At 48.0% G+C, this 26,205-nt stretch carries 22 protein-coding genes; 2 read left to right on the top strand and 20 right to left on the bottom strand.

Annotation, left to right across the window (positions count from 1 at the left end; translation table 11 throughout):
* Positions 1-12: 12 nt before the first annotated feature.
* The 20 genes from DWZ61_RS06610 to argH form a co-directional block, all read right to left on the bottom strand.
* Positions 13-525, bottom strand: coding sequence for a dUTP diphosphatase (locus DWZ61_RS06610; protein ID WP_118537842.1), 513 nt, complete (start codon positions 523-525; stop codon positions 13-15).
* 52 nt (positions 526-577) lie between these two features.
* The gene (nrdG, locus tag DWZ61_RS06605) at positions 578-1,087 is read right to left on the bottom strand and encodes an anaerobic ribonucleoside-triphosphate reductase activating protein (RefSeq protein WP_118537841.1); all 510 of its coding nucleotides are present in this window, start codon (positions 1,085-1,087) and stop codon (positions 578-580) included.
* A gap of 19 nt (positions 1,088-1,106) precedes the next feature.
* Positions 1,107-3,383, bottom strand: coding sequence for an anaerobic ribonucleoside-triphosphate reductase (gene nrdD / locus DWZ61_RS06600; RefSeq protein ID WP_347475421.1), 2,277 nt, complete (start codon positions 3,381-3,383; stop codon positions 1,107-1,109).
* A gap of 135 nt (positions 3,384-3,518) precedes the next feature.
* A complete protein-coding gene (locus DWZ61_RS06595; RefSeq protein WP_118537840.1) occupies positions 3,519-4,517 on the bottom strand; it encodes a WYL domain-containing protein in 999 nt (332 codons plus the stop codon).
* A gap of 3 nt (positions 4,518-4,520) precedes the next feature.
* On the bottom strand, positions 4,521-4,667 hold the full coding sequence (locus DWZ61_RS19690) for a hypothetical protein (RefSeq protein ID WP_022312470.1): 147 nt from the start codon (positions 4,665-4,667) through the stop codon (positions 4,521-4,523).
* An 82-nt stretch (positions 4,668-4,749) separates the two neighbouring features.
* Positions 4,750-6,468 carry a hypothetical protein gene (locus DWZ61_RS06590; protein ID WP_181969154.1) on the bottom strand — a complete coding sequence of 573 codons (1,719 nt, stop codon included), beginning with the start codon at positions 6,466-6,468 and terminating at the stop codon, positions 4,750-4,752.
* 103 nt (positions 6,469-6,571) lie between these two features.
* Positions 6,572-8,002: an NCS2 family permease gene (locus tag DWZ61_RS06585; protein WP_118503923.1), complete on the bottom strand. Its 1,431-nt coding sequence runs from the start codon at positions 8,000-8,002 to the stop codon at positions 6,572-6,574.
* Between the two features lie 68 nt (positions 8,003-8,070).
* On the bottom strand, positions 8,071-9,375 hold the full coding sequence (locus DWZ61_RS06580; protein ID WP_118503919.1) for an amidohydrolase: 1,305 nt from the start codon (positions 9,373-9,375) through the stop codon (positions 8,071-8,073).
* Entirely contained in the window at positions 9,372-9,821 is a 450-nt protein-coding gene (gene cdd / locus DWZ61_RS06575) for a cytidine deaminase (RefSeq protein WP_334303223.1), read from the bottom strand. The genes DWZ61_RS06580 and cdd overlap by 4 nt, the downstream gene beginning before the upstream one ends.
* The gene (locus tag DWZ61_RS06570) at positions 9,818-10,642 is read right to left on the bottom strand and encodes a purine-nucleoside phosphorylase (protein ID WP_022312465.1); all 825 of its coding nucleotides are present in this window, start codon (positions 10,640-10,642) and stop codon (positions 9,818-9,820) included. The genes cdd and DWZ61_RS06570 overlap by 4 nt, the downstream gene beginning before the upstream one ends.
* Before the next feature lie 288 nt (positions 10,643-10,930).
* A complete protein-coding gene (gene spoIVA, locus DWZ61_RS06560) occupies positions 10,931-12,400 on the bottom strand; it encodes a stage IV sporulation protein A (protein WP_117465700.1) in 1,470 nt (489 codons plus the stop codon).
* 510 nt (positions 12,401-12,910) lie between these two features.
* Positions 12,911-13,714, bottom strand: a complete 804-nt coding sequence (locus DWZ61_RS06555; RefSeq protein ID WP_022312967.1) for an ABC transporter ATP-binding protein — start codon at positions 13,712-13,714, stop codon at positions 12,911-12,913.
* Positions 13,714-14,658, bottom strand: a complete 945-nt coding sequence (locus tag DWZ61_RS06550) for an ABC transporter permease (protein WP_118504713.1) — start codon at positions 14,656-14,658, stop codon at positions 13,714-13,716. The genes DWZ61_RS06555 and DWZ61_RS06550 overlap by 1 nt, the downstream gene beginning before the upstream one ends.
* 101 nt (positions 14,659-14,759) lie before the next feature.
* Positions 14,760-15,794 carry an ABC transporter substrate-binding protein gene (locus DWZ61_RS06545; protein WP_022312969.1) on the bottom strand — a complete coding sequence of 345 codons (1,035 nt, stop codon included), beginning with the start codon at positions 15,792-15,794 and terminating at the stop codon, positions 14,760-14,762.
* Between the two features lie 157 nt (positions 15,795-15,951).
* Positions 15,952-16,623 carry a UDP-N-acetylglucosamine pyrophosphorylase gene (locus DWZ61_RS06540; protein ID WP_118537838.1) on the bottom strand — a complete coding sequence of 224 codons (672 nt, stop codon included), beginning with the start codon at positions 16,621-16,623 and terminating at the stop codon, positions 15,952-15,954.
* Positions 16,624-16,641: 18 nt separating this feature from the next.
* Entirely contained in the window at positions 16,642-18,690 is a 2,049-nt protein-coding gene (locus DWZ61_RS06535) for a DNA topoisomerase (RefSeq protein ID WP_117466482.1), read from the bottom strand.
* Positions 18,691-18,710: 20 nt separating this feature from the next.
* Entirely contained in the window at positions 18,711-20,012 is a 1,302-nt protein-coding gene (locus DWZ61_RS06530) for an ATP-binding protein (RefSeq protein WP_118537837.1), read from the bottom strand.
* Between the two features lie 29 nt (positions 20,013-20,041).
* A complete protein-coding gene (locus DWZ61_RS06525; RefSeq protein ID WP_118537836.1) occupies positions 20,042-21,760 on the bottom strand; it encodes a bifunctional diguanylate cyclase/phosphodiesterase in 1,719 nt (572 codons plus the stop codon).
* Positions 21,761-21,775: 15 nt separating this feature from the next.
* Positions 21,776-22,861, bottom strand: coding sequence for an aspartate-semialdehyde dehydrogenase (gene asd / locus DWZ61_RS06520; RefSeq protein WP_022312974.1), 1,086 nt, complete (start codon positions 22,859-22,861; stop codon positions 21,776-21,778).
* A gap of 65 nt (positions 22,862-22,926) precedes the next feature.
* Positions 22,927-24,348: an argininosuccinate lyase gene (gene argH / locus DWZ61_RS06515; protein ID WP_118537835.1), complete on the bottom strand. Its 1,422-nt coding sequence runs from the start codon at positions 24,346-24,348 to the stop codon at positions 22,927-22,929.
* A gap of 200 nt (positions 24,349-24,548) precedes the next feature.
* Between argH and DWZ61_RS06510 the strand changes: the two genes are divergently transcribed.
* Positions 24,549-25,322: an ABC transporter ATP-binding protein gene (locus tag DWZ61_RS06510; protein WP_117466478.1), complete on the top strand. Its 774-nt coding sequence runs from the start codon at positions 24,549-24,551 to the stop codon at positions 25,320-25,322.
* A complete protein-coding gene (locus tag DWZ61_RS06505) occupies positions 25,306-26,118 on the top strand; it encodes an ABC transporter permease (protein ID WP_117466477.1) in 813 nt (270 codons plus the stop codon). Before DWZ61_RS06510 ends, DWZ61_RS06505 begins: the two co-directional genes overlap by 17 nt.
* Positions 26,119-26,205: the final 87 nt, after the last annotated feature.

Genomic DNA, 26,205 nt, shown 5'->3' with positions numbered 1-26,205 from the left:
TTGTTTTACCTGTTACTTCGTGGTGCTTCCGAAGCCGCCGTTACGGATTCCTTCCGCATCATCATCTTCCGTGATGCCATACTGCATAAAGATTCCCTGTGCAAATCCGGTTCCCGCAGGAATCTCCACGGTCTTGTCTTCATTGGAATCATTGGTGATCTTCATGAAGATATGTCCTTCATTATCTGAAAAGAAATAGTCACTGTCAATGATGCCCACGGTATTGTTCATCTGCAAACGGTATTTAAAGCCCAGTCCGCTTCTCGGATAAATCTGTAATACCCAGTCCTCCTGCATTTCAGCACGAATGCCGGTAGGAATCTTGATGGTCTCTCCCGGGGCCAGGGTAAAGGCAAACGGTGCGAAGAAATCATAGCCTGCGCTTCCTTTCGTGGCTCTCCTGGGAAGTTTTAAATTTTCATACATTTCCTTGATCTGTGCTTCCGTATACTGAGGATATCCCTCCTGCATGGCAGTCAAAAACTGCCCCGGACTTACAAAATGAAATTTTGCTATTCTGTGCATTGTCTGTTCTTTCCTTTTTCTTCTTACATTACCGGCTGAAACCAGCCACTTCCTATGCGTAATCCCCGCAGTGCAATACCGGCACCCGTCTATGGTCACTGGCCAGGGTTTTCTTCACATCGATCACCCGCTGGTTCTTACTGCCCTTCCACAGGAGCTTTACATCTTTTTCCTCCACATGGAATTCACCGTCTACTACCACATCCACATACTGCATCACCGGCAGATCACAGATGTCTTCCCAGCTGTCCCCGGTGTACATCCAGATCGTTTTCGTGGGATATTTTTCCCGGATTTCACTCATGAGTTCTCTGACATCCGCCCGGTTCATGGGATGCATCGGGTCTCCGCCGGAAAAGGTAATACCCGAAATGTACGGCTTTTCCAACTGTTCGAAGATCTCCTGTTTTGCGCTTTCGTCAAATAAGAGTCCTCCGTCAGGATCCCAGGTAATAGGATTCTGGCATTCCTTGCAGCAATGGTTGCAGCCTGCCACCCACAGTACGACCCGCAGACCATCGCCGTTCAGCATATCGTCCTTGGTTATATTATGATATCTCATTTATCTGTCCATCCTGTCTCTACATACTTTTCCGCTCTGCGATCTCCGCCATCTTTGCATCGTTCAGTCTTGTATCTCCATGTACTCTGGAGTAAGACAGATAGCCGTTCATACGGTCGATCTTGGTCAGATTCCGGCTGCCACAGACAGGGCATACATCCATTTCAAGTTCCTGATGGCCACAGTCATCGCAGTAAGCCAGAGACAGATTGACACCCTCGTAGAAGCCCATATCCATGGCTCTGTGGATCAGTGTCTTGATGGCTTCGGTATTGTAATCAATGGGATATTTTACATACTGGATCTTACCGCCGTTGCTCAGATCCCAGAAACGGTTCTCCAGATCCTGTTTCTGGATCGGCGTAATATCCTCTGTCACATGGCAATGGAAGCTGTTGCTGACATATTCTCGGTCGGATACACCCTCGATAATACCGTATTTTTCACGGAACTGCTTGACCTGAAGACCGCACAGATTCTCCGCTGGGGTTCCGTAGATGGCATACAGATTGCCGTCCTCTTCCTTGTACTCGGAGATCTTCTGGTTGATATGCTCCAGAACTTCTACCGCAAATGCACCGTCTTCCACCAGTGATTTGCCGTTGTACAGTTCCTGCAGTTCATTTAATGCCGTAATGCCGAAGCTGGCCGTAGCGGATTTCAGTAACGGTTTGATCTTGTCTGTCAGCTTCAGATGTCCACCCAGGAAACCGCCCTCGCAATATGCCAGAGGATTCGTGGACGCACGCATTTCTCCCAGATAAGCATAGGTCCGGATATGCAGCTGACGGATCAGTTCCAGATAATAATCCAACACTTCATAAAAGTCTTTGCTTTCTTTTCTTGCCTTGGCCAGAATCATAGGCAGATGCAGGGATACCGCACCGATATTAAAACGTCCCACAAATACCGGCTGATCCTTGTCATCTGCAGGATGCATGCCGCCTCTCTCATACCATGGAGACAGAAATGCTCTGCATCCCATGGGAGATACGATCTTGCCATACTGCTTGTACATGCTTGCCACATAGCCCTTGCCGGTAAGACTCAGCCAGTCGGGATACATGGTCTTGGCAGAGCATTCCACACCTGCCTCGAAAACATCCTCCAGCGGCTTTCCGGGGCCGTGCAGATTCTCATCATATAAGAATACGATCTTAGGGAACAATACAGGCTTCTTGTGGTCCTTTTTGCCCTGTCCCTTTCTGCGGACATCCAGCATGGTAATAGTCGCCATCTTTGCAAATTTACCGGTGCCGGTTCCTGCGGTCACGGTAATAAACGGATAATCACCACGGCTGCTGGCCACAGTATTGAACTTGTACTCCCACCCCTGGAAGCCCTGTTCAAATTCTTTCTGGACATCTGCCAGTGCCTCTGCTTCCGCCACATCTGCGGCAATACCCAGACGCTCATATTTTGCCAGCGCTCTGTTATAAGACTTCTCAGCATACGGTTCCAGGATCAGATCCACGCTGGGTACGGTGAATCCGCCGTACTGCTGGCTGGCTGCACTTAAAACGATATCGCCGATAACATCAAACGCCACATCCAGTGTCTTCGGCTCATTGTACCAGATATTGCCCATCTCAAATCCGCCGGTCAGTACACTCTGCACGTCGAACAGACAACAATTCATGGTATCTCTTCTGGCGGACATGTCATGGACATAAATATAACCGTCCCGGCAGGCCTGGATCTCTTCCGTGGTCAGGAAGAACTTCTGGTACAATTCCTTGTTCAGCTGATTAAAGATCAGGCTGCGCTTGGTGGATACCAGTGCGGAATCCGTGTTGGCATTTTCCTTGTCTCCGATGTACATGATGGACTGGCTCTTTTTGTAGACATCATCCAGCATCCGTACAAAATCCTGCTTATAGTTGCGATAATCGCGGTAGCTTTTTGCAACGACCGGTTTTACCTGCTCTAAGGCACTTTCCACAATATTGTGCATAATGGGAATGGGTACTTCATCCACTTCCAGTTCATTTACTTTTTCTACCACATAGCGGCAGATCTGCTCTTTTTCTTCTCTGGTGAATTTTGTCAGGGCACGGTACGCACTCTTGCCTACAGCGCTGATCACCTTCTGTACATTAAAAAGCTCTTTGCTCCCGTCCTTTTTAACGACGTAGATCTCTCTGTCCGGTCTGAACTTTTTGCCATAATCTTCATTTTCTTCATGGGCATGTTCAAAATTACTGCTCATCTTTCTCTTCCCTTCATCCGATAATCCCCGGCTGTTGCCCGGATTTACTGTATTCCCCTCACTTACGATAACGTTTGTAGATACCATATATGGTATCTGTAGTCATCAAAAAGCAATATATTGTGGGTGTTATGTATCAGTATAAAAAAGAATCCCTGGCTTGTCAACGAGGGATCCCTTAGAAAACTATACAAAAAAAATTTTCAAATTTTGGGTAACTTTTTATTCCGCCTCCTGTGACTGTTCCCGTAAAATATCTGAAAGCCACTGTACATAGCGCTTTTGTACCGCTTCCGGCGCTACGATACGGGCCCCCTGTCCGATACCGGCCAGCCATCCGAAGAACTGTCCGCTGACCGCCACCTTTGCCCGGATCCGGAACACTTCCTCCGACATGGGACGGATATCCGTCTCCCTTCCGAAGCGGTCCAGTACCACGCCGGTCAGGCGCACCGGAAACTCCATGGTCACCACGCTCTCCTCTCCGGCAAACATGCCGAAGGTCTGGTTCGTATAGGAGGTCACATCGATCTGTGAAAACTGTTCCACTCCTTCTCTGGGCAGATCCGTCACTTCCGCCTGTCCCATCTTGTCCACACGGTAATGCTTGATCACTCTGTCTTCACTGTCGTAGGCGGCCAGATAATAATTTTCCTCCCGCCAGATCAGGGCCCAGGGACTGACGCATTTGTTGCCGTTTGGTCTGGGCACCAGCTGCTTTTTAAGATTCCAGTCCAGGTAGACGAAAGAGATCTGCTTATTTTCCTGAATAGCCCGGTGGATCGCATCAATGCTGTAATAAATGCTCTCATTCTCCGTCTTGACTCTTCCGGCCACATAGACCTGTCGCTGCAGTTTACCGGCATCGTTTTTCCCGGCGATCTGCTCCAGCTTCCGGATCAGTTCTCTGGATTTTTTCGTGGTGATAAACCGGGAAGACTGTACCGCGTCCACCAGCAGCTTTAATTCCGGAAGTTCAAACTCCCGGCTGCCCAGATAATATCCGCCTCCCAGTCTGCTCTGCACCTGCACCACATCATAGCCGAAATCCGCAAGACATTCCATATCGTTGTAGATACTCTTGCGCTCTGCATGGATTCCCTGATTTTCCAGATATTTGATGATATCCGGTGTGCTCATTGGATGGTTTTCATCCGTGTTCTCCCGCAGCATCTTGCTCAGATATAAAAGTTTTAATTTCTGTCCCGAAGATTTTGCCATGGATTATTCTTCTGTCTGTTTCTTTTCCTCTGCTGCATTCTTTTTCTTGCGCAGAGTGATTCCCAACGTAATGGCCACTGCACCTACAACCGCAATGACTACCAGTACTACCAGATAAGATAAAAATGAATTCAAAAAGCTTACTGCCATAATGTCTTCTCCTTTTCCCGATATCTTTGTATCCCGAAACTATTGCATGTATTAGAAGTATACCAACGAAATCCCCGTATCGTCAAGTGGTCCCTTCGGATATGGCCGCCGGTGTATTTATCCATTTTCCTGTCTTAAGAAAATTTTCCGCCTGTCCGGAAGCCTTCTTTATGATCTGTTCCTCATACCCCATCATCTGAAGCAGACGGATCGCATTTCTGGTGGATGCTTTTCCCGGCAGCAGCTGATAGGGGAACAGGATATCACCGTCCCGGATCACTTCCTCAAAATGATAGTTGTCATAGTATTCCTTCAAAAGCTCCGTCATTTCAATATCATGGGTAGCGGCAAAACCAAGCGTTCCGCTCTCCGCCAGACGGATCAGGATCTGCGTTGCCGCAGCGATCCGCTCCACCGTATTGGTTCCCCGAAGCACCTCATCCACAAAACAAAGCACTGGAGTTCTCCGTTCCCCGGCCGCATCCAGGATTCGTTTCAATGACCGGATCTCCACAATATAATAGCTCTCCCCGTTTTCCATGCTGTCCCGCAGGGCCATGGAGGAAAAGATCTGAAATATCGGTGCATGATAACTTTCCGCCGCGCAGGTATGGATCGTCTGTGCCAGAACGGCATTCACCGCCACCATTTTTAAGAACGTGGATTTACCGGAGGCATTGGACCCCGTAAGCAGAATTCCTCTGTCCGCCCGGATACTGTTTTTCACCGGCTGTGACAACAGCGGATGCCAGCCCTTCTTCATATGCAGAAAAGCTTTCTCCGTATCTTCTTCCAGTTTCGGAATACAGTACCCTTCCAGAGATTTCCGAAATCCGCCTACGGATATGGCCATATCCAGGTACCCGGTGATTGCAAGCATGGTTTCCACTTGTCCGGTCTTTTTCCGCAGCTTTTCCAGCATCCGGTTAAACTGAAAGATATCCAGATGCAATATCATCCGCAGATAATCCGCAAGGATATCCAGAGGATTTCCACCAATCTTTCCCTGATTTCCGGCCATGACCCAATAGGCTCCCCGCCTCAACTCCCGCAGGCTCTTCAGTGCCTCCCGAAGTTCATCCAGTTCTCTCCTGTATACCGGTATTTTCTGCTTCTCCAGTTCTTCACATACATCGATCAGCCGTAATACATAAGCGAAGCTGATAATATACGGTTCGATCACTTTTTTCTCCCGAAAATATGTCATGATATGCCAGAGCATACACAAGACGATTCCTATGGTACCCATCGCAGGCTGTACGAACAATAACAGGAGAAATGGAAGGTACAGCAGATTTCCCAGCACAATCTTACGGTTGGAACGCTCCCCCAGATAATCCAGGTTATCCAGATAATCGTAGAGAGAATATTTTCCCAGATGTCCCAGCCGTTTCATCAACAGCTGGATCCTTACTTTTATATTCTCCTGCTCCTGCAGCCAGTTAACCACTTCTTCCAGATGTTCCAGTGCCTCTCTCCCGCAGGAAATATTCCGGAGCGTATAGTACAGATATTCCTCTCCCGCCGCAGAATAGGTCCGGTCGATCCGGCGAAAGACCTCGTCCATTCCCAGATCGTTCCATGTGATATCATCCAGCTGCTTCTCTTCCTTATGCCGTTCCAGATAGCTGCCCAGTCTTGCAAACCGCTCCAGTGAATATTCCTTCGGTGGTTCTTTTCCGTAATTTTCACGAAGATACTTCTTGAAAAGTTTTTCCTGATTTTTCGTCTGTATCAGCTCCTGCACTATCATAAATATAAAAAGCAAAAGCAATACGCCCGCAAATACAACAAATTCCATATTTTTTCTCTCTTTTCCGGATATAAGAAGGCAGGCACCGCCCTGTGCAGTGCCCGCCCCCATATTCTGACCTGTTTTTTATATTTCTTATTTGTAAAACTCTTTATGCGACAATAAAGAACTTTAACAGGAAGATCAAGGATAATACATAGGTAAGTACGGATACGTCCTTAGCTTTACCGGTAAATACCTTGATAACGGTATAGGTGATCAGACCGATACCGATGGCATGTCCGATAGATCCGGAGATCGGCATGGCGATCATCATCAGAGCCACGGGAAGCGCCTGGCAGATGTCATCAAAATCTACATTCTTAAGACCTGCTACCATAAGGACACCCACATAGATCAATGCGGAAGAAGTAGCTGCCGCAGGAATGATACCGGCGATGGGTGCGATGAAGATACATGCAAGGAACATAATACCGGTGGTCAGTGCGGTCAGACCGGTGCGTCCGCCTGCTTCCACACCGGAGGCAGACTCTACGAAGGTGGTAACGGTGGAAGTACCGGTTACGGAACCTGCCAGAGTTCCTACTGCATCAGACAAAAGTGCCTGCTTCATGTTAGGCATTTTTCCATCCTTATCCAGCATTCCCGCACGGCTTGCGGTTCCTACCAGAGTACCGATAGTATCAAACATATCAATGATACAGAAGGTAACGATCAGAGTAATTGCAGTAAACCAGCCAATCTGTGCAAAGCCCTGGAAGTTAAACTTAAACAGTGTAGTGGACGCCATATCTCCGAAGGCCGGTACGAAGGATGCAGTTGCCAGAGAAGCAAAGGGATTGGTTCCTAAAAAGATAGCTTCTCCTGCCCAGTAGATGATGCTGGCGATCAGCATCCCCAGTAAAACAGCACCCTTGACACCTCTCTGTGCCAGAACAACAATGGCAAACAGACCTACGAACATGGTAACAACCGACAGCACCATTGCGGAATAACCGGAACCCATATTGGTCTTAGCCAGTGAAGGAGTCAGTGCACCGAAGAAGTCTCTCATAGCATAGAAAGGTCCCCCGTTCTCGGAATAGATTCCTGCATTGGAACCGACGCCGATGTTTAACAGCATCAGACCGATGGCCGGTGCGATACCGAGACGTACGCCCAAAGGAATGGCATCCACGATCTTCTCACGGATATTCAGCACGGAGAGGATCAGGAATACAATACCTTCCACCAGAACAATACACAGGGCAGCCTGGAAGGATGCCACATAGGTCATGCCGGTCAGGGCTACGATATTGGTTACTACGACTGCAAAAAAGCTGTTCAGTCCCATGCCGGGTGCCATGGCAAAAGGCTTGTTTGCCAGAAATGCCATTACGATGGTACCGATGGCGGATGCAATGCAGGTTGCCAGGAAAACACCGTTCCACAGCTCCGGCATGGTATCCTTGCCAAAACCGGTCAGCAGGTTCGGATTCAGGGCTATGATATAAGCCATGGTCATGAACGTGGTCAGTCCGGCAATGATCTCTGTCCTTGCGGTGGTGTTGTTTTCCTTCAGTTTGAAGATTTTTTCTAACATCTTTTCCCTCCTAAGTATTCTGGGAGCCATGCGGGGAGCTCCGTTCTATGTCTTCTGAGTTATTTTTCTTACTCAGTCAACAGTCTCTTTACGATCTTCTCGCATTTTGTGTAAATACGTTCCGGATTCTCTCCCACATTAAATTCTCCGTTACGATACAAAATCTTGCCGCCGATCATGGTCATGCAGACATTGGACTTGCTGCCGCTGTAAACCAGATTCTTGGGGATGTTGTGAATGGGCTGCATATTGGGCTGGTGCAGATCGATCATAATAAGATCTGCATATTTTCCCTTTGCAAGAACATCTGCGCGGTTCAGGCGCATTGCCTTGGCACCGTTCACCGTTGCCATCTTCAGTACCTCCACGGCATCCATGCTGGACGCATCCTTCTCTAACAGTTTGCTTAAGCCGGTGACTAAGAACATCTCCCGGAACATGTCCAGACAGTTATTGCTGGCCGGTCCATCGGTTCCAATGGCTACCGGGATCTTGTGCCGCACATAGTCGGCAATGGGTGCAATGCCGCTGGCCAGTTTCGTGTTGGAGCCGGGATTCGTGATCACATACATCCGATGTCTGCGGAAGACATCCATATCCTGTTCCGTCACATGAACGCAGTGGAAACCTCCTCCGCCAAAATCAAACATTCCCAGAGAGTCTAAGAACATGGGCGGTGTCATTCCGTAGCGAGCCTTACACTCTTCCACTTCCTTCTCCGTCTCGGAGATATGGGCATATACCGGTGTCCGGTAATGATGTGCCATTTCCGACACTTTCCAGAGCAGTTCCTTGGAACAGGTATATTCCGCATGAAATCCCAGCTGGTAACTGATCAGAGAATTCTTCTTATTCCATTTTAAAAACTCCTCTTCTACCTGTTTTGGAGAAGAACTGAAATTATTCAGTCCGGATACCAGTACACAACGCATTCCGGTGTCCAGACAGGCCTCAGCAATAGTATCCGGTGTCAGGTACATATCGAAAATGGAAGTCACTCCTGAGGTCAAGTATTCCAGCACTGCCAGTCTGGTCAGTTCATAGATGTCCTCACCGGTCAGTTTTGCTTCCAGAGGAAATACCTGCTTGTTCAGCCACTGATCCAGAGGCAGGTCATCTGCCATGGAGCGCAGGAAAGTCATACCGGAATGGGTATGTGCATTTTTAAATCCGGGCATCAGAAGGTTTCCCTTGCAATCCAGTTCGATATCCCACGCAATTCTGGGGAACTGGGATTTGTCCCATTCCTCCGCAAGTTCTTTCTGTTCCGCCACATAGGCGATCTTGTCGTTTTTTACCCATACTTCACCATAGAAGACTTCTCTGCCGGGTTCCATGGTGAGAATTCGTGCATTATATAATCTGATATTCATCTGATTGCATCTCCTCCAAATCCAAAGGGAAGTAATTCTTTTAAGGTATAGCGTTGATAATCCTGTTCACTATTTACCACGTAGATCACAAAATCATCCCTGCAAAATTCCTGCATCACCTGTCTGCAGATACCGCATGGATACGCATATTCCACCGGTGCCTCTCCGGATATTCCTCCGGCAATGGCAATGGCTGTAAATTCCCGTTCTCCCTCGCTGACCGCCTTGAAAAAGGCGGTACGCTCCGCACAGTTCGTAGCTCCGTAAGAAGCGTTTTCAATATTACCGCCAAGGTATCTGTGTCCATCCGCAGTCAGTAGTGCCGCTCCCACCGTATAACCGGAATAAGGAGCATATGCCAGTTTTCTGGCTTCCAATGCCTGGCTGACCAATGCCTTTTCTTCTGTCTCCTGGATCATCCGCATCTCCTTTTTCTCTGTGTCTATACAAATTTCTTCACAGATTCCGTTACCAGCTTCTTGAATCTGGGAGCTGCCATATCCGCAGCTTCCTGTACTTCCTCATGATTCAGAGGCTGATCTGTCATTCCCGCCGCCAGATTACTGATACAGGAGATGCCACAGATCCGCATTCCCATGTGGTTGGCAGCAATTGCTTCCACCACTGTGCTCATGCCTACCGCGTCACAGCCAAGTGTCCGGAGCATACGGATCTCTGCCGGAGATTCGAAGGACGGGCCGGTCAGCTGGGTATAAATACCCTCCTGTAAATAGATACCGTTCTCCTTCGCGGTCTCACGGATGATCTGCTGTAAGTCCTTGTCATACACATGGCTCATATCCGGGAAACGCAGTCCCAGTTCATCCATGTTGGCACCGATCAGAGGATTGGGGGCAAACACGGAAATATGATCTCTGATCAGCATCAGGTCACCGGCATGGAAAGAAGTATTCACACCGCCTGCCGCATTGGTCAGAAACAGAATCTCAGCGCCTAACAGTTTCATCAGTCTGGTGGGCAGTACCACATCCGTCACATCATAACCTTCGTAGTAATGTACTCTTCCCTTCATACACACCACAGGAATCTCATCGAGATAACCGAAGATAAATTTACCGGCATGCCCCGGTACGGTGGAAACAGGAAATCCCTCGATCTCCGCATAAGGGATCTCTGTCACCACACGGATCTGTTCCGCATAATCGCCCAGGCCCGATCCCAAAACGATCGCCACCTTAGGTACAAAATCCGTCTTTTTTCTCACACACTCATAACAGTTCTGTAATTTTGCATATACCTGATTCATCTATATCCTCCGTTTAGCCGTATTTTCATGCAATTTAGCAAATATTCTTCCTGTTTTTCAGAAAAATAAAGCAAAGTCAACAAAGGTATTATACAAAATGCACGGGAAAAAAGCAATGGAAAGCTAACATCCCATACAATTTCTCCGTGCTTCGCACTCTCGAAATTGTAACCCACATTCGCATTTCGGACTATCGTCCTCCCCTGCTCATGTGTGTTTACTCCCCTCATAGAAAGTCTGTTTTGCCTGCAGGCAGTCTTGCAGACTTTCCATGGGTGGATTATGGAATCATATAATAATACAAACCATGCCACCGTTGCTGTCGTTGACGATCTTCTGCATGGTATCCTGGAGTTTCAGCTGGCTCTCTTCTCCGATGGAAGCAACTTTCGTGGTGATGCCGTCATCCACCAGCTGTTCCACAGTCTTGCCGAAGATATTAGTCTCCCAGATACCGTGCTCCGCCTCCGCCTGATCGATAAAATGGATCAGATCCTGAGCCTGCTGTTCTGTGCCCACGATGGGAGCGATCTCTGTCTCGATATTTGCGCGGATCATATGTATGGAGGGGCTGCTGGCCTTGATTTTGACACCAAACTTGTTGCCATGGCGGATCAATTCCGGTTTCTCCAGTGCAATGTCTTCTCTGTCCGGAGTCACAACGCCGTAGCCTTTGATCTTCACCATGGACAATGCATCCTGCACCTTCGTATATTCCTTTTTCATTTCTGCCAACTCTTTTAGTTTATTCAACAGTTGGTATTCATCCTCTACGTTCTCTCCTAACATTCCGGAAAGCATTTCGTAATAATACCTGTCGTCGATTCCTACCTGTACCGGAACAATACCGTTCCACAACTGCACCGGCTCCATCTTGCAGCTTTGAATATAATCTCCCTGCAATTCCACAGGGTGTCCCGCCACATCCCGAATCCGGTCATAGCTGTTCATCAATTCCCGGATCTGTCTTAACAGGTCCTGTTTTACCGCATGATCCACCGGAAGCATATCCATCCATTTCGGGAAATAAAATTCCACTGCTGTCAGAGGAAATTCATACAGGATTTTTTCCAGAAGGCGATTAATATCTTCCTTTTTCAGTTGCTCGCAGTTCACCGGCATCACGGCCACATCGTATTTCTTCCCGATTTCCTCCGCTACCTGTCTGGTCTCCTCGGAATAAGGTTTCTGGCTGTTCACCAGCACAAGGAAGGGTTTTCCGGACTTTTTCAGCGCCAGGATTGTCTTCTCTTCCGCTCCCAGATAATTGCTTCTGGGAAGTTCCCCGATACTGCCGTCCGTAGTGATCACAAGACCGATGGTGGAATGATCCCGCATGACTTTATCCGTGCCGATCTCTGCCGCCTGGGTAAACGGAATCTCTTCCTCCGACCAGGGAGTCTTCACCATGCGCTCCGCATCTTCTTCCATGTGTCCCGCCGCACCGTCGATCATATATCCCACACAGTCGATCAGCCGTACCGATACTTCAATATCATCATTCAGTCGCACCTTTGCCGCTTCGTTGGGAATAAACTTTGGCTCCGTAGTGGTAATGGTCTTACCTCCCGCGCTCTGAGGCAGTTCATCCTGCGCCCGCATTCTGGCATGTTCATCCTCCATATAGGGCAGCACCATTTCATCCATAAAGCGCTTGATAAATGTAGACTTTCCGGTCCTCACCGGTCCCAGTACCCCTATGTAGATTTCCCCTCCCGTCCTTTGTTGTATATCCCGATACAGATCGTATGTATTCACTGCATAGTCCATAAAAATACCTCCTGCCATTGGTGTTATATGTATATGCAGAATGCAAGCAATTATGAATTAACTAGAGAGTTAGTTAAATACATTGGCAAAATCCACGAACTCCCGGAGCATGCGATACACATGTCTCGATGTAAGGTCTCCGGATGTGAATTTTCTACGAAAAGTGATGAGTAGTTCTCGTCATGACGGGGCCGCCTACAGTCGACATCCATGTCGACAATCGGCTGACGCGGACATCGTGTCCGCTTTCCCCCTGCCTTTCAGCACTTTTCTAGAAAATATCAACATCCTCCGACAAACATCTTCGACATGGCACCGCATACGCCGGGAGTTCTGCGTTTTGGAAAGCTTTCAAAAAACCAGTAGCCCCGGCTGGGTATAAGAATAAGCAGTGCCGCGTTTCTTATACCCTGCCAAGGGCTACGGGATTATTTCACTAACTTTCCATTTAACGCAAAAACACGCTGCCTAAATCGGCAGCGTGTCCCGTTCTTATTTTTACGCCAACATCATGCGGTCATTGGCGAATTCTCCGCCGCTGACTTCCTCGAACTTTGCCAGCAGATCCTTCACCTGAAGATTCTTCTTCTCTTCCCCAGCCACATCGTAAATCACTTTGCCTTCGTGCATCATGATCAGGCGATTGCCGTGAACGATGGCATCCTTCATGTTGTGAGTTACCATCATGGCGGTCAGCTGATTCTCTGCGATGATCTTGTCGCTGATCTCCAGTACCTTGGCTGCGGTCTTGGGATCCAGTGCTGCGGTATGTTCATCCAGCAGAAGGAGCTTGGGCTGCTTCAATGCTGCCATAAGCAGTGTGATGGCCTGACGCTGACCACCGGATAACAGCCCAACCTTGCTGGTCATACGGTCTTCCAGTCCCAATCCAAGAGTCTGCAGCTTCTCGCGGAATAACTCTCTGTCCTCTCTGGAAACACCCCAGCGAAGGGTTCTCTTCTCACCGCGACGTAACGCAATCGCCATGTTCTCTTCGATATCCATGGTAGCTGCGGTTCCTGTCATGGGATCCTGGAATACTCTTCCCAGATATTTTGCTCTCTTGTGTTCTGGCAGGTTCGTAATATCCGTACCATCAATGATGATCTTGCCGGAATCGATGGGCCATACGCCGGCGATAGCATTCAGCGTGGTGGACTTACCCGCGCCGTTACCACCAATGATCGTCACGAAATCCCCGGGATTCAGATTTAAGTTTACTCCATTCAAGGCCACCTTCTCGTTGATGGTGCCTCTGTTAAATACTTTATGTACGTCCTGTATCTCCAATGCGTAAGCCATTACTTTGACGCTCCTTTCCGAAGTGTTCTCTTCTCCTTCAAGTAAGGAATTGCCAGGAAAATGGCAACTACGATAGCGGAGAACAATTTCATATCCTCTGAAGGCATCTTCAGCCACAGTACGAACTGATATACCATATAGTAGATCACAGCGCCCAGAATAACCGATGCCAGGGTAAATGCGAACGCAAGCTTTCTCTTGCTGGCAAACTTACCGAAGAGAACCTCACCGATGATAACAGCTGCCAGACCGATAACGATAGCACCGCGTCCCATATTGACATCCGATGCCCCCTGGAACTGGCCGTACAGTGCACCACACAGTCCTACCAGACCGTTGGAGATCATCAGTGCCAGCACTTTGATGAAGTTGGTATTGATGCCCTGTGCTCTTGCCATATTACCGTTACAGCCCGTAGCACGGATAGCATGACCCTGTTCTGTTCCAAAATACCAGTACATCACAGCGATCAGTGCCAGTAAAAATACGATCATTCCCAGGAAAAACAGAAGTCTGCTCACCGAACCGTCCGTCACATAACGCAGAGATACCACTAGCGGATAATTATCTACGCTGACCGGCTGGTTTGCTTTGCCCATGATATTCAAATTAATGGAATACAGGGAGATCTGCGTCAGAATACTTGCCAGAATTCCGGGGATTCCCAGTGCGGTGTTCAACAGTCCCGTTACCATGCCTGCCAATGCTCCGGCCAGGAAAGCAATGGGCAGCGTAGCTATAGGAGAAACTCCCGCACGAATCAGCATAACGGATACCGCAGCACCGGTTGCAATGGAACCATCCACGGTCAGATCAGCGAAATCCAGCAGGCGGAACGTAATATACACTCCCAGTGCCATGACTCCCCAGATCATTCCCTGTGCTATCGATCCCGGCATTGCCCTGAACAGGGAAAGGGGATTCAGTGACATAAAGTAAGACATTTCTTTTTCCTCCTAAAACTCCAGATAGGGATATCGCTGTTACGCGCTATCCCTATCGAAGTATATTTTGTTAGAACCGTACTTAAATACCTGTATAACTCTTACTGAATTGCTACGTAATCATCGGGAACGGTGATACCCAGCTCCTCACAGATCTTGGCATTGTACTTCTTGGTAACATTGGGAGCATAACGTACATCCATAGTAGTGATGTCTGCGCCCTCAGCCAGGATCTCGTAAGCCATCTCACCGGTAGCATATCCCAGATCGTAATAGCTGATGGATAAGGTTGCTACGCCACAGCCGTTGCAGATACCCTCTTCACCTGCAATAACAGGGATCTTAGCGGGAGCTACGACATTATATACAGTCTCGGTTACGGATGCCAGTGTGTTGTCGGTAGGGATGTACAGAACATCGCACTCGCCTGCGGCAGCCGTGGTAACGGACTGTACTTCGTTGGTATCGGCGATAGCATACTCTTTATATGCAATACCATCTTTGTCCAGAGCAGCCTCAAACAGCTGGATCTGATACAGAGAGTTAGCTTCTGCGGAGCAATATAACAGACCAACCTGCTTTACATCCGGGAACAGTTCCTTTAACATAGCTTCCTGCTCTTCAATAGGAGCCAGATCAGAAGTACCGGAAATATTTCTGCCGGTAGCACCGGACCAGTCGGAGATCTCCAGTGCGGTAGCATAATCCGTTACGGAAGTACCTAAGATGGGGATCGTGGTGGTAGCTGCTGCTGCACTCTGTAAAGGAGAGGTTGCATTGGCAAGGATCAGATCCACACCATCAGATACGAACCCATTACAGATGGTAGCTGCGGTGGTCTGCTCACCCTGTGCATTCTGCAGATCAAATTTTACATTATCACCAAGCTTTTCTTTTAAAGCATCCTGGAATCCCTGGGTTGCTGCATCCAGAGCTTCATGCTCAACCAGCTGGCAGATACCGATGTTATATACCTTGCCATCTGTGGAAGCGGCACTAGTAGCTGCTGCTTCACTCTGAGCTGTGCCGGTAGCTGCTGCGGTGGAAGCAGTTCCGTTATCGGTGCTGCCACAACCTGTCAGGACAGATGCTGCCATTACTGCGGTAAGTACTACAGATAATAATTTCTTTTTCATAATAAATGTCCTCTTTTCTGCGGATCTTACGATCTGCTTACTGTAATGCGCAGACGCTTTACCCCGTCAAAGCGTTGCACTGATAAATATCATAACCCATAAAAGGACATTCGTCAATCAAAATTCATCGATGCTTTGAATAATAATGATCTAATTTTTAGATATTATCTTTTTTCACCACATCTCCGGGTCTTTTGAAGATATGTCCAGCAGGGATCACCCCTCTGACACAGGAAGTAGGATACACGTTGGAATTGCGTCCGATGACTGTTCCGGGATTCAGTACGCTGTTGCAACCCACTTCTACATGGTCTCCCAACATGGCCCCCATCTTCTTCAGCCCGGTTTCAATCTTCTCTTCTCCGTTCTTTACAACCACCAGCGTCTTGTCGCTCTTCACGTTGGAAGTAATGGAACCGGCCCCCATATGGGACTTGAAGCCCAACACACTGTCTCCCACATAATTATAATGAGGCACCTGTACTTTATTGAACAGAACCACGTTCTTAAGTTCCGTGGAATTGCCAACTACCGCGCCTTTACCCACAATGGCATTGCCACGGACAAAGGCACAGAGACGGACCTCCGCTTCTTCATCAATGATCAGCGGACCGTTCAGGCAGGCGGTAGGAGCTACCTTTGCGTTCTTTGCCACCCAGATATCCTCGCCTCTTTTTTCATAAATTTCTTCCGGCAGTCTCTTACCCAGTTCCAGAATGAAATCGTGGATTCTGGGAAGCACCTCCCAGGGATATTCTGCCTCGGTGAACAGATCTGCCGCAATGGTCTCCTTCAGATCATACAGATTCTCAATCGTAATATTTTCCATGATAATTTCTCCTCATCTTTATTCCTTATTTTTGGCATTGGATTGCTTTGTCTTCTTCTGATAAAATTCTTCTGTAGCCTGGAACTGTCTCCATAGCACTCCCTGATTGTTCAGGCTGCGTACAGCGGTAGTTCGCCTTCCCACAAAATCCGTCAGCTTTCCCATGTACTCTTCCGGTGTGATCACACCATCCGCCACCATGGTAAGCCCCTTTTCCCAACTGGCCGTCAGTGCCGGATTTAAAAGTGGTCTTATGGAATCCGATACCACGTCATAGATCATCTCTCCCATCTGGGTGGGAGTCAGCACCTGGGTCTTCTTGTTCAGTGCCAGATATTCGATATTCACCAGTTTCTTCAGGATCTCCGCTCTCGTGGCGCTGGTGCCGATGCCGCTTCCCTTGATCTGGGCCCGCAGTTCTTCGTCCTCGATAAACTGGCCCGCATTTTCCATGGTCAGGATAATGCTTCCCGAAGTGTAACGCTTGGGCGGCGAAGTCTCGCCCTCCTTGATCTCATAGGTATCCGCAGTCAGAGAATCTCCTTTTTTCAGATGCATCAGCAGATTGGTAAGCTCTGCATCACATTTTTCATCAGCGCTTTCATTCTCATTCTCTTTATCTTCCTTCGGTGCCGTATTCTCCTTCTTAAAAGAGAAGTTCGCCACCTTCAGATACCCTTCCTGTACCAGTACCTTAAAGCTGGCAAAAAAGTTTTCTTCCTTTACCTTCACTGTCAGAGAGAACTTCTGATAGACTGCCGGAGGATAGAAAATACTCAGGAACCGGCGTACAATGACCTCGTACACTTTTGCCGCCGTAGGGGCCAGACCTGCCAGATTGTTCAGTCCCTGTCCCGTTGGAATGATGGCATAATGATCCGTGATCTGCTTATCATTCACGTAACGTGTCTTCGCAATATTCTTATAGGTCCCCTGCTCTAACACTTCTTTGGCAAAAGGAGTGGCCAGAGCATAGCTGCGTAAGCCACCGATATTCTTGTGGATTTCCTTTGTCACCGCCGTAGACAGGACTCTGGCATCCGTTCGGGGATAAGTGGTCATCTTTTTCTCATACAGTTCCTGTACGATCCGCAAAGTCTCATCCGGGCTGATCTTAAAGTATTTGGAACAGTCATTCTGTAACTCCGCCAGATTGTACAGAAGCGGTGCATTCTTGTTCTCTTTTTTCTTCTCAATGCCGGTGACAGTCACCGGGCCCACCGGTTCTGCGGTAAGCTCTGCGATCAGACGCTCGGCATCCTCTTTTTTCTTGAAGCCATTCTCTTTATACAGTGCCGGAGAATTATAATATTTCGAGCCTTCCACTGCTCTCCACTCTGCGGTAAAGGGCTTCTCCTGTAATTTAAAATTACCGATCACCCGGTAAAAGGGAGTCTTGGTGAACGAACGGATCTCCCGCTCTCTGTTCACGATCATTCCAAGGACACAGGTCATGACACGACCCACAGAAATCACTGCCCGGTCTCTTTTGAGATACCCTTTTACCGTGTTGCCGTATTTTAACGTCAGGGCTCTGGAAAAATTGATACCCATGAGATAATCTTCCTTGGCCCGCAGATAGGCAGCATTTCCCAGATTGTCGTAGGCTGAGAGATCTTTTGCCTCCCGGATTCCACGTAAGATTTCTTCCTCCGTCTGGGAGTCGATCCATACACGTTTCCGTTCCTTGTCCTGTACGCCCGACATCTGCTCCACCAGACGATAGATGTATTCTCCCTCTCTTCCGGAGTCGGTGCAGACATAAATTGTCGTAACATCCGGCCGGTTCAGCAGGGAACTTACGATCGTATACTGTTTTTTCGCACTTTCAATGACTTCGTATTTGAATTCCGTCGGTAGAAAAGGCAAGGTGTCAAAGCTCCATCTCCGGAACTTTTCATCATACACCTCCGGATAACTCATGGTCACCAGATGTCCCACACACCAGGTAACGATAGCCTCTTCCGATTCCAGATAGCCGTCTTTGGAACGCATATTGTATTTTAAAGCATTGGCAAATTCTCTTGCCACGCTCGGTTTCTCTGCAATAAATAAATTTTTACCCACGTAATACCATCTTTCCTGTCTTACGAGTTCTCATCCACGGAATGCACCAGTATCTGTACCGTTCCTTCCGTTAATGTCTTCTCATATCCATTCTCGCTAAATATCAGAATGCTGTCTGCAGTCACATGTTCCCTCTTCATGGATGCCTGCAGCACATCATAATCTTTCGAAGTATAACATACCGTGCCGGAATAATCCACCACGATCTTTCTGCCGGTGTCCTCCCTGCACAGAAAATAGATTTTCCCCTGTCTGCTGTTCCAGAGTTCAACCGTCCGGAAACGTCCCTGCAGCACTTCCTGACAGATCCGGCGATAGGTCAACAGTTGAAAATCATTATATTCTTCCCGGATGTATTTTTCATAAAATGTACTGCCTTCTGTCCGCTCAGACGTCTGATGCGGAAACAGAAAGCAAAAATAAAACCGGACAAACGCATTACAGATCTCATATGTACCGGGCAGCACCTTCTCCACCAGCTCCAGTTCCATCAAATTCTTCAGATATACACTGATCTTGGCCCGGGAAAATCCGGTATGTGCATACATATCGTTCAGTTTTCCATGTCTTCCGTCTGCCAGCGTTGCCAGAATGGTGTCATAAACTGCCGTCTCCCGCGATTCCTCCGACAGCCATTTTATCATAAGCTCCGGCAGAAAGCTGTTCCTCTGTAAAAGCAGCCGGATCAGATTTTCTTCTGCCGAATTCTGCGGATAAAGCAGCCGCCACAGTCCCGGCAGCCCTCCCAATGCCGCATAAAGCGAAATACTTTCCTGTACTGTATAGTCGGAAAATATCTTACGCATGGCGGAAAAAGGCAGTTCCTTCACCTTCAGAAATCCGCTGACGGAAAATGCCAGATTTCCCACTTTGGAAATCATGCTGTTCTCCACCCAGCCGGAGGCATAGGTGGTCAGGATCACTAACAGTGCTTCTTTTTTCTCCTTCAGGAACCGGATCAGTTCCTGCAAAAACAAAGTATCCCCTTTTAAAAGATACTGAAAATTCTCTATGATAAGTACTTTCTTATCTGCTGTCGTTTCGCCTTTCTGTATTGTCATGCATTCCAGCAATTCCCGCCAGGAAGGATACTCTGCAATCTCCTTTCCCCGGCTTCGCAGTTCCCGTCCCCACAAATATTGTTGTTCTCTGGAAGAACAGTTTCCCGCACTATAACGCAACATCTGTTTTTTCTCCGTAAAAGAGGTTAAGAGAGCCGTCTTGCCAACGCCTCTCTGTCCATACACCACCAGGATCTGACTCCCTGTTCTCTTATAATGATTTTCCAAAAAAGCTGTTTCCTGTTCCCTTCCAGTCAGCATGGCAGCCTCTTTCTTTCTGACCCAGCAGATCAGTACATCTTCTGCAACAGTTGTTCGATCTCTTCCTGTGACAACGGCTTTCCAAACAGATATCCCTGAATGATATCACACCCGATGACCCGCAGATATTTATACTGCTGTTCTTCCTCCACGCCTTCCGCAATGGACTCAAATCCCAGGGATTTCACCATACTTACAATAGACTCCGTAATAATCCGGGTCGCAGAATCCGTCAGCAGCGTGTCGGTAAATGATTTATCAATCTTCAGCGTATTGATAGGCAGCTTCTTTAAGTAAGACAGGGAAGAAAATCCTGTTCCGAAGTCATCCAGTGAAATGCGAATCCCGTACTCCTTCAACAACTGCATTTTCTCGGTAACTGCACTGAAATCGTCGATCAAAATGCTTTCTGTGATCTCCAGTTCGATTTCATCCGGATCCACATCGTATTTATGAATGATATTCAGCAGGGTTTCCACAAAATCTTCCTTCTGGTACTGCAACGCGGAAATATTCACTGACAGCACAAAAGGAACTCCGTAACGGTTCCTCCATTCGGAAAAAGTACGGATACTCTGTTCCAGTACCCAGTTGCCGATAGGAATGATCGTTCCGTTCTTCTCCGCAATGGGAATAAATTTTGCCGGACTGATCATTCTGCCGTTGCCATCCTTCCAACGGATCAGTGCCTCCACGCCCCGCAGTTTACGGTTGCCCGCATAATACTGGGGCTGATAATACAGCAGAAAATTATTCTCAAAAACAGCCTCTTTTAATTTGCTGTCCAGTTCTACATTTTTCAGGAAATCGTTCAGGATCGGCGTATCGAAATACTGGATCCGGTTCTTGCCCATGGCTTTTCCCTTGAACATTACGATTTCCGCACAGTTGATCAGTTCCAGTGCGGAAGTCGCAGCCTCCGGATATTCCGCCACACCGACACTTACGGTGATGTTCAGGACCTGCCCGCCCACCAGATAAAACGGCTCCCTGGTGCGCTTAACGATCTCCTTATGAATATGTTCCACACTTTTGTTCCCACAAGGATCATAAATGGCCATGCAGTAGACATCACTGGTCAGGTGGCAGACGATCACATCATCCCCGTTAAATTCCTTCAGAAAAGAGCCAAACTGCTGTACCAGTTCGTCCCCCGCCACGATTCCCAGTCCGTCATTTACCTTGCGGAAATCATCAATATCAATAACAAGCACGCTGACCAGCCGGTTATCCTCTTTGGCCCGACGAAGAAATTCGGTCAGAAGACGCACAAAATAATTACGGTTGTACAGTCCGGTCAGACTGTCGTAATACGCCATGTAGAGAAGCTCTTCGTTCTGTGTTTTCTGTTTGGTGATATTCTGTACCACAATAATCTGATCCGTCGGCCTGCCATCTTCGTAGAAAATCCTGCTGGAAAACTGCAGCCAGGTCTTCTTTCCCCTCTGCATACATTCCACAGAGTCCGTCTCCCGACCGCTCTTTTCCAAAAACAGCATTTCCCGAAGTGCCAGCACATACGGTTCGTCCACCATCTCCTGAAGTTTTACAAAATCTCTTCTGTCCAGAATCTGGAAGTCAAAGAAATCATCCCATTTTCCCAGCGTAGTGACCGTATTCTTTTCAAAAGAATAGTAGATATAAGCATAATCCATGGTATCGCACAACAGACGATACATTCTCTCCTTAGCGCTCAGTTTCTGATTCATTGCGCGCATAAGATCCAGCTGATAGCGTAACTCGTTCATAACCCCACTCACCCTTTATTTTTTGGTGATGTAACCCTGTGCTTTCAAAAGTTCTGCGCAAAGCAATGCTCCCCCAGCTGCTCCACGTAAGGTATTGTGTGACAAACCTACGAACTTGTAATCATATACGGTATCTTCTCTCAGACGACCTACACTGATACCCATACCGTTCTCGAAATCAACATCCAGAGCCACCTGAGGTCTGTTGTCCTCCTCCAGATACTGGATAAACTGCTTCGGTGCGCTGGGAAGTCCCAGTCTCTGAGGCTCACCGCTGAAGGTGACCAGTTTCTCGATCAGCTGCTCCTTGGTGGGCTTCTTACGGAATTTAACAAATACGGCTGCGGTATGTCCGTTCAATACCGGAACACGGATGCACTGACAGGTGATCACGGGAGAAGTTGCGGGAACGATCTTATCGCCTTCCACTTTACCCCAGATACGTAAGGGTTCTTTCTCACTCTTCTCTTCCTCACCACCGATGTAAGGAATGATATTGCCTACCATCTCGGGCCAGTCCTTAAAAGTCTTGCCTGCGCCGGAGATTGCCTGATAAGTGGTTGCTACCACTTCGTAAGGCTCGAATTCCTTCCATGCGGTCAGAACCGGTGCATAGCTCTGGATGGAGCAGTTGGGCTTTACAGCGATAAATCCTCTGGTGGTTCCCAGTCTCTTCTTCTGTGCCTCGATGATCTGGAAATGTTCGGGATTGATCTCGGGTACTACCATGGGAACATCGGGGGTCCATCTGTGGGCACTGTTGTTGGATACCACAGGGGTTTCGGTCTTTGCGTATGCTTCCTCGATGGCCTTGATCTCATCCTTGGTCATATCTACCGCACTGAATACGAAATCAACCTGTGCGGCTACTTTTTCTACTTCATTGACATTCATGACTACCAGCTTTTTCACAGCTTCGGGCATGGGAGTGGTCATCTTCCAACGGTCACCCACGGCCTCCTCATAAGTCTTGCCTGCGGAACGGGGGCTGGCAGCAATGGTCGTTACCTCGAACCAGGGATGGTTCTCCAACAGAGAGATAAATCTCTGACCTACCATACCGGTTCCGCCCAGGATACCTACACGTAATTTTTCACTCATTTTTCATTTCCTCCTCATCTTTGTGCATTTTTATTTTATCTGCAAAAGACCTGTTCAGTTTCCACTTACTGAATGCGGTCTTCCAAAGCCTGTTGATATACTTCTATGGCATTTGTTTTCAGGTATTCTTTATTTTTCTCAATGACCTGCTTCATCATTTCCGCACCGGGAGCACCGATGGTCAGCCGCTTTTCCACACAGGTCTTTAAGGAAATGGCATCGTAAATGTCCTCATCAAACTTATCACTGATGGAACGTAATTCTTCCAGGCTCAGGGCATCAATGGAAGTATCCTTTTCAATACAATACAGTACCAGGCGTCCGATAATGCCGTGAGCATCCCGGAAAGGTACGCCCTTACCTACCAGATAATCTGCGGCATCCGTAGCATTGGTAAATCCGTTCATGGCACTCTTTGCCATACGGTCCTTACGGAACTTCATGGTCTTTATCATGCCGGTAAATAAGGCAATACAGTCCGCTGCGGTATCCATGGCATCAAAAGCCATCTCCTTGTCTTCCTGCATGTCTTTATTATAAGCAAGGGGCAGTCCCTTCATTGTGGTAAGTAACGCCATCAGGGCACCGTAGACTCTTCCGGTCTTGCCTCTTACCAGTTCGGCGATATCCGGGTTCTTCTTCTGAGGCATAATGCTGCTTCCAGTGGAATAGGCATCGTCCAGTTCCACGAACTGGTACTCATTGGAATTCCAGATAATGATTTCTTCGCTGAAACGGCTTAAATGCATCATGATCGTGGAAAGTGCGGAAAGGAACTCGATCAGATAATCTCTGTCCGCCACGGAATCGATACTGTTTAATGTCGGTCCTTCAAAACGAAGCAGCTTTGCGGTATACTCACGGTCTAACGGATACGTGGTACCGGCCAGTGCTCCTGCTCCCAGAGGACAATAATTCATACGTTTGTAAATATCGACCAGACGCTGTCTGTCCCTCTTGAACATTTCAAAATAGGCACCATAATGATGAGCCAGAGTAATGGGCTGTGCCTTCTGTAAATGGGTGAATCCCGGCATATAGGTCTCTAAGTTGTTCTCCATGGTGTCAAGAATGGCTTCCAGAAGCTTTTCCAGAAGTCCGTCTGTCTCTGCCACTCTCGCTCTGGTATAGAGACGCATGTCCAACGCCACCTGGTCGTTACGGCTGCGTCCGGTGTGAAGCTTTTTGCCTGCATCACCGATCCGGTCGATCAGGGTTGCCTCTACAAAACTGTGGATATCCTCCTGGGTTTCGTCGATTGTAAGCTTTCCGGCATCCACATCCTCTAAAATACCGGTCAGTCCTTCGATAATGCTCTTTCTCTCCTCCTCGGTGAGGATTCCCTGCCTTGCCAGCATGGTGGCATGTACGATACTTCCGGTGACATCTTCATGAAACAATCTCTTATCGAATGTTATGGACGCATTGAAATCAAATACCAGCTGATCGGTCTGTTTCGTAAAGCGTCCTCCCCATAATTGTGCCATGGTCATTCTCCCATCTTTTTATTCTGTCAGCAGCCTATCAGACAATTTTTCTCATAGACATTGATTGCAATTAATCATATCACAAACGACACTTTAATGCAATACAGTGAATTTCATCACTTTCGGGTAGCAAAAACACTTTTTTCTTTTAAATTCATACTATAACAATAAATATTCAAGTTAAGGAAGTATGCCTTTTTATGGGAGCTCTCATCGAATTAAAAAACATAGGTTACTCCTATCATAATCTGGCGGGCGAGACCGGTGCCATAAAAGATGTCTCCTTTCAGGTGGAGGAAGGGGAATTTGTCGCTTTAGTAGGTCCCAGCGGCTGCGGGAAGTCCACGCTGCTGTCTATCATTGCGGGACTGCTTGCTCCGGAGACCGGCACCATCGTAGTCAACAATCCCGACGGATCCCTTCACTATCCCCGTGTCGGCTATATGCTGCAGCACGATCATCTCTTCGAATGGCGTACCATCTACCAGAATGTCACTCTGGGACTGGAGATCCATCATGCTCTTACCAAAGAGCGTACCGACTATGTGAAACAGCTTCTGTCCGACTATGGTCTGGAAAGCTTTCAGGATAAACGTCCCAGCGAATTGTCCGGCGGCATGAAGCAGCGTGCTGCCCTGATCCGCACCCTTGCCCTGGATCCCCAGCTGCTCCTTCTGGATGAACCCTTCAGCGCCCTGGATTACCAGACCAGGCTCATGGTATCCGCGGATATCTGCCGGCTGATCCGGCAGGCTGGTAAGACTATGATCATCGTCACTCACGATCTGTCGGAGGCCATCAGTCTGGCCGACAAGGTCTATGTACTGTCTGCGAGGCCGGCGACGATCAAGGCCGTTCTCCCCATCCGGCTCACGCTTCCGGATGCATCACCGCTGGCTGCCAGAAATGCGCCAGAATTTCCATATTATTTCAAACAACTCTGGGAGGAATTAACGGATGAGACCACAAATTAAACAACCTCTGACCGTTCAGGAACAATATCTTCGAAAACACAAAAGCCATCACAGACAGGTCTCCTTCCTGCGCTTTTTTCTTCTGGGAATCTTTTTACTCCTGTGGGAAGTAAGTGCAGATCTTGACTGGATCGACAGTTTCTTTTTCTCCAGTCCCCACAGAGTCATTCTGTGCCTTGGAGAATTATGGACAGAGCGGTCCCTTCCGATGCATATCGGTATCACACTGTTAGAAACGATCCTGAGTTTCCTGCTGGTATTTTTCGTCAGTCTTCTGTTATCCACTCTGCTGTGGTTTTCCAGGCAGCTGTCGGAGATCTTAGAGCCTTATCTGGTACTGCTCAACAGCCTTCCGAAATCCGCTCTGGCTCCTCTGTTTATTGTCTGGCTGGGCACCGGGATCAACACCATCATCATTGCTGGAATCTCTGTGGCAGTATTCGGATCCATCATCAGCTTTTACACCGCCTTTCATCAGGTAGATCCGGAAAAGGAGATTCTGATCCGCACACTGGGTGGAAACCGCAGGGATATCTTTTTCAAAGTGGTACTGCCGGGATCCATTCCCACCCTGCTCAGTACCACCAAAGTCAATATCGGGCTGTCCCTGGTAGGTGTTATCATCGGGGAATTTCTCGCCGCCAGACGGGGACTGGGCTACCTGATCATCTACGGTTCCCAGGTCTTCCAGCTGGATATGGTAATCAGTTCCATCTTACTGCTATGTGTGATTGCCATGCTGCTCTACCTGCTGACACAGTCTCTGGAACATTACAGCAAAAAGCACCGCAACTGACCTTTCGGAGATCCGCAGGCGTTTTCGTCTTACGGTCTCCTACATAATTTACGGCTTTGTGAAACGTTCTGCGAAAATAATAAATTT

Source organism: Clostridium sp. AF34-10BH, from assembly GCF_003478095.1.
Classification (GTDB): Bacteria; Bacillota; Clostridia; order Lachnospirales; family Lachnospiraceae; genus Acetatifactor; species Acetatifactor acetigignens.
This window is presented reverse-complemented; position numbering and strand designations above follow the sequence as displayed.